This window comes from Embleya sp. NPDC020886 (genome assembly GCF_044333915.1).
In the GTDB taxonomy this organism is placed as follows: domain Bacteria; phylum Actinomycetota; class Actinomycetes; order Streptomycetales; family Streptomycetaceae; genus Embleya.
Window position 1 is genome coordinate 1 of sequence record NZ_JBIRRX010000040.1, and the last position, 5726, is coordinate 5726.

Annotated in this window: 1 protein-coding gene; it reads right to left on the bottom strand. The window is 72.0% G+C overall.

Going from position 1 to position 5726, the window contains the following annotated elements:
• The coding region (locus tag ACH4U8_RS45980; RefSeq protein ID WP_395784741.1) for an SDR family NAD(P)-dependent oxidoreductase at positions 1 to 5717 on the bottom strand (5717 nt) is incomplete at its 3' end.
• Between the last annotated feature and the right edge of the window lie 9 nt (positions 5718 to 5726).

A 5726-nucleotide genomic window follows, 5' to 3' on the forward strand; every position in this document is an offset into this window, starting at 1 on the left:
GCAAGAGCCGCCTCACACTCCGCAACCCGCCCCGCGAACACCGGCGACGAACCCAACAACCCCGCAGCCATCCCCAACCACTGCGAACCCTGACCAGGAAAGACGAAGACCGTCCGACCCGAAGACCGCACCGCGCCCGAGAACACCCGCGATCCGGTGTCCCCGGCGGCCAGCGCCGCCAGGCCCGCCGTCAACTCGGCCCGATCCGCGGCGAGTACCACCCCGCGGTGCTCCAGCAACGCCCGCGATGCCACCAGCGCCGACGCCGTCGTCCGGGCGTCCGACTCCGCCGATTCGCCCACGAAGTCGCCCAATCGAAGCGCCTGTGCGCGCAGCGCGGTCGCCGATTTGCCCGACACCACGAACGGCAGCGTGCCACCGGTGGGCCCCGCCGCGGTCGACGGCTCGGGGGCCGGGTCCTCGACGGCCGCCTGTTCCAGCACCACATGCGCGTTCGTACCACTGATCCCGAACGACGAGACACCCGCTCGCCGCGGCCGACCCGTGTCCGGCCACTCCCGCGCCTCGGTCAGCAAGCGCACGTCGCCCGCCGTCCAGTCCACATGCGGGGTCGGTTCGGTCACATGCAGCGTCTTGGGCAGCAGGCCCGCGCGCAGGGCCATGACCGTCTTGATCACCCCGGCGACGCCGGAAACCGCCTGCCCGTGGCCGAGGTTCGACTTGAGCGAGCCGAGCCACAGCGGCAGTTCGGGGTCGCGGCCCTGTCCGTAGGTGGCGATGATCGCCTGGGCCTCGATCGGGTCGCCGAGCGTCGTTCCGGTCCCGTGCGCCTCGACGGCATCCACGTCCCGCGCACTCAACCGACCGTTCGCCAACGCCTGCCGGATCACCCGCTGCTGCGACGGACCGCTGGGCGCAGCCAGGCCGTTGCTCGCACCGTCCTGGTTGATCGCGCTGCCGCGCACCACGGCCAGCACCCGGTGACCGTTGCGCTCCGCGTCCGAGAGCCGCTCCACCAGCAGCACGCCGACACCCTCGGACCAACTCGTGCCGTCCGCCGTCGCGGAGAACGCCTTGCTGCGGCCGTCCGTCGCGAGGCCGCGTTGGCGACTGAACTCGACGAACAGGCCGGGCGTCGGCATCACGCTGACACCACCGACCAGTGCCATCGAGCACTCGTCGCCACGCAGCGCCTGCACCGCCAGATGCAGACTCACCAGCGAGGACGAGCACGCGGTGTCGACGCTCACCGCCGGCCCTTCCAGACCGAAGGTGTACGCGACCCGGCCGGAGCCGACGCTGCTGGCGTTGCCGGTGCCGAGGTAGCCCTCGACGTCTTCGGGAGTACGGTCCAGGCGCGCGGCGTAGTCCTTGGCGAGCATGCCGAAGAACACGCCGGTGCGGCTGCCGCGCAGCGTGGCCGGGTCGATGCCGGCCCGCTCGATCGCCTCCCACGAGGACTCCATCAGGAGCCTTTGTTGCGGATCCATCGCCAGTGCCTCGCGCGGCGAGATCCCGAAGAACTCGGCGTCGAAGTCGGCGACGTCGTCCAGGAATCCGCCCGAGCGCACGTAGCTCTTGCCGTGTCGGCCGGGGTCGGGGTCGTACAGGCCGTCCAGGTCCCAGCCGCGGTCGGTCGGGAAGTCGCCGATCGCGTCGCGGCCCTCGACCACCAGCCGCCACAGGTCCTCCGGCGAGCCGACACCGCCCGGGAACCGGCAGGCCATGCCGACGATCGCGATGGCCTCGTTGTCCACCGCGGGTCGGTCGACCGGGATCGCGGCGACCTCGGCCCCGGCGCTACCGAGCAGTTCGGCACGGAGGAATCCGGCGAGCGCGAGCGGGGTCGGGTGGTCGAACACCAGCGTGGTGGGCAACCGCAGGCCGGTGGCCGTGTTGAGGCGGTTGCGCAACTCGACGGAGGTGAGCGAGTCGAAGCCGAGATCCTTGAACGCGCGTTCGGCGTCCGCCGCTTCGGTGGAGCCGTGGCCCAGGACCGCGGCGACGTTCGCACGTACCAGGTCGACCAGGATGCGGGTCTGCTCGGCCGTCGTGACGTTCGCCAGCTCGCGGGCCAGCGGGTTGTGCTGCCCGACGGCGGTGGTCTCGACGGCACGGCGTACCTCGCGGGTGCGGACCAGACCCCGGAGGAGCCTCGGCAGCGAACCGGCCGCGGCCTGGGCGCGAAGCGCGGTGTGCTCCAACCGGGCGGCGACGATGTGTGGTTCGTCGATGTTCAGGGCCGCGTCGAGCAGGTCGAGGCCCTGCTCGGCGGTCATCGCCGCGATGCCGGAGCGGCGCATCCGGGCCAGGTCCTGCCGGCCGAGGTGCCCGGTCATACCGCTCGCGTCGGCCCACAGACCCCACGACACGGAAGTCGCGGGGAGGCCGTCGGCGTGCCGCCGGCGTGCGAGGGCGTCCAGGAAGGTGTTGGCCGCCGCGTAGCCCGACTGGCCGACATTGCCGAGCACACCGGCGATGGAGGAGAAGAGTACGAAGGCGGAGAGGTCGTGGCCGGCGGTCAGTTCGTGCAGGTTGATCGCACCGTCGACCTTGGACCGCAGCACCCGTTCCAGTTGCTCGGGGGTCATCGACTCGATCAGACCGTCGTCCAGGACCCCGGTCGCATGCACGACACCGGTCAACGGCGCACCCGCGGGAATCCGCGCCAACACACCGGCCAGAGCCTCGCGATCCGCCGCATCACACGCCTCGACCGCGATCCGCGCCCCGAGGGCGGTGAGTTCGGCCGACAACTCGGCCGCGCCGGCGGCTTCCGTGCCGCTGCGACTGATCAACACCAGGCTGCGTACGCCGTGTTCGGCGACCAGATGGCGGGCCACCAAAGCGCCGAGCGTGCCGGTCCCGCCCGTGATCAGGACCGTACCGTCCCGGTCGAGCGGCTTCGGCATCCGCAACACCAACTTGCCCACGTGCCGCGCCTGCGCCATGAACCGGAACGCCTCCGGCGCCCGCCGCACATCGAACGACCGCACCACGATCGGCGCGAGCGCACCCGATTCGAACAGGCCCAACAGGTCGCCGAGCAGCGCCCCGATACGCTCCGGCCCCGCCTCCAGCAGGTCGTACGCCTGATACGAGACACCCGGATGTGCCGCCTGAACCGCCTCCGCATCCCGGATGTCGGTCTTGCCCATCTCCAGCAACCGGCCGCCGTCGGCGACCAGTCGCAACGACGCGTCCACGAACTCGCCCGCAAGCGAGTTCAACACCACATCCACACCACGACCACCGGTCGCCGCACGGAACCGCTCCTCGAAATCGAGCGAACGCGAATCCGCGATATGCGCATCGTCCAGACCCAACGACCGCAACGTGCCCCACTTGCCGACACTCGCCGTCGCGAACACCTCCGCACCCAGATGACGCGCGATCTGCACCGCCGCCATCCCCACACCACCCGCACCCGCATGCACCAACACCGACTCACCCGGCCGCAGACCACCCAACTCCGCCAGCCCGTAATACGCCGTCAGGAACACCACCGGCACCGACGCCGCCCGCTCGAACGACCAACCGACCGGCATCGGCGCCGCCATCCGGCTGTCGGCCACGGCGATCGGACCGAAGGCATCCCGGAACATCCCGAACACCCGGTCGCCGACCGCGAGTCCGGACACCTCCGGTCCGACCTCGGTGACCACACCGGCGCCTTCGCTGCCCATGCCGCTCTGATTGGGCACCATGCCGTGACCGATCAGCACGTCACGGAAGTTGACCCCGGCCGCGTGCACGGCGATGCGCACGTCGACCGGTCCCAACGGCCGTTCCGCCGCCGGTGCGGGCAGCAGGGCCAGGTCCGACAGGGCACCCGCCCGAGCCGTCTCCAGGCGCCAGGCTCCGGTGGGCGGGGGCACCAGGCCCGCGCCCGACTCGACCCGGGCCAGCCGTGGCGCCAACAGGGCGCCGTCGCGCACCGCGACCTGCGGTTCCCCGCAGGACAGGGCGCCAGGGAGCGCCGCGAAGGACGGGTCGTCGGGATCGAGATCGACGAGCACGAAGCGGTCCGGGTGTTCGCTCTGCGCACTGCGCAGCAGTCCCCAGAGGGGCGCGTGGGCGAGATCCGCGCCATCGGACCCGTCGGCCGTTCGGACGGCACCGCGCGTCACGACCACCAGCCGGGAGACGGCGAAGCGCCCGTCGGCGAGCCACGTCCGGACCAGGTCGAGGACACCCGTGAGCGTCGCCACGACCACGTCCGCCGTCGCGGGAGCGTCGGCCACGATGTCGGTCGGAGGGAGGCAGGTGAGTGCGACCACGTCCGGAACGGCGCCTTCCGACTCGCCGACCGCGGCCAGGTCGGCGTATGCCTCGGCGTCGAGATTCCGCGCCCGCAGCCCTGCGGCCAGGCCCGACGCGGCCGTCCCGAGGACGGCCCACGTACCCGTCGTGGTCTCCGCCGGTTCGACCGGGATCCAATCGAGCAGGAAGAGCGAGTCGTGGGCGGGGTCGCGCCCGAGGTCGAGCCGGTCCGGCGCCATCGCGCGCACGGTCAGGCCCCGCGCGGCGAACACCGGCCGTCCGGCGGAGTCGGCCGCGAGCACCGCGAGCGTGTCCGTGCCGGTGACGGACAACCGCACCCGCAGCGCGGTGGCACCGGTCGCGTACAGGGCGGCGTCCGTCCACACGAAGGGCAAGCGGACCGTGCCGGGCTCCGCCGGGGCCAGCCCGCTGTGGCCGGCGGCGTGCAGCGCGGCGTCCAGCAGAGCCGGGTGCAAGCCGAATCGTTCGGCGTCCCGCACCTGTTCGGTGGGCAGCGCCACCTCGGCGTACACGTCCTTGCCCACCCGCCAGGCGGCACGCAGGCCCTGGAACGCCGGGCCGTAGCCGTATCCCGTGGCGGCCAGTTCGGTGTAGAAGCCGTCCAGGGCCACGGGTCGCGCGCCGGCGGGCGGCCAGCTCCCGAGTTCCGGCACGGCTTCGACAACGGACGGCGCCAGCACACCGGAGGCATGGCGGACCCACACGTCGTCCCGGGCCCCGCCGTCTCCGCCGCTCTGGGTGCGCCCGTACACGGACACACCGCACTGTCCGTCGTCGTCGGGTGCATCGACGAACACCTGGATCTGCACGGCCCCACGCTCGGGAATCACCAGCGGTGCTTCCAGCGCGAGTTCGGCGATGCGACCGCAGCCGACCTCGTCGCCGGCCCGAACCACCAGCTCCACGAACGCGGTTCCGGGCAGCAGTACCGTCCCGGCCACCGCGTGATCGCGCAACCAGGGGTGTGACCGGAGCGAGATTCGACCGGTGAGTACCGCGCCCTGGCCGCCGCCGAGTTGCATCGCCGCGCCGAGCAGCGGGTGGTCCGCCCCGGTCAAGCCGAACCCGCGCGCGTCACCGGCGGACGCCGTACGTTCCAGCCAATAGCGCTCGTGCTGGAAGGCATAGGTCGGCAGATCCACGAGCGCCGATTCGCGGTCGTGATCGTGATCGTGATGATCGCCCGACCGCAGGGACCAGTCCACGGCGAGACCGCCGACGTACGCCTCCGCCAAGGCGGTGGCGAAGCGCTCCGGTCCACCCTCGCCCCGGCGCAGGGTGCCCAGGACCACGGCCTGCGTGTCGGCGGACTCGATCGTGTCCGTGAGCGCGGTGGTCAGGACGGGGTGTGCGCTGGTCTCGATGAAGGCGTCGAAGCCCTGCGCAAGCAGCAGCCGCACCGTCTCCTCGAACCGCACGGTCTCGCGCAGATTCGTGTACCAGTACTCCGCGTCCAGAGCGGCGCTCTCCACCCGCTCCGC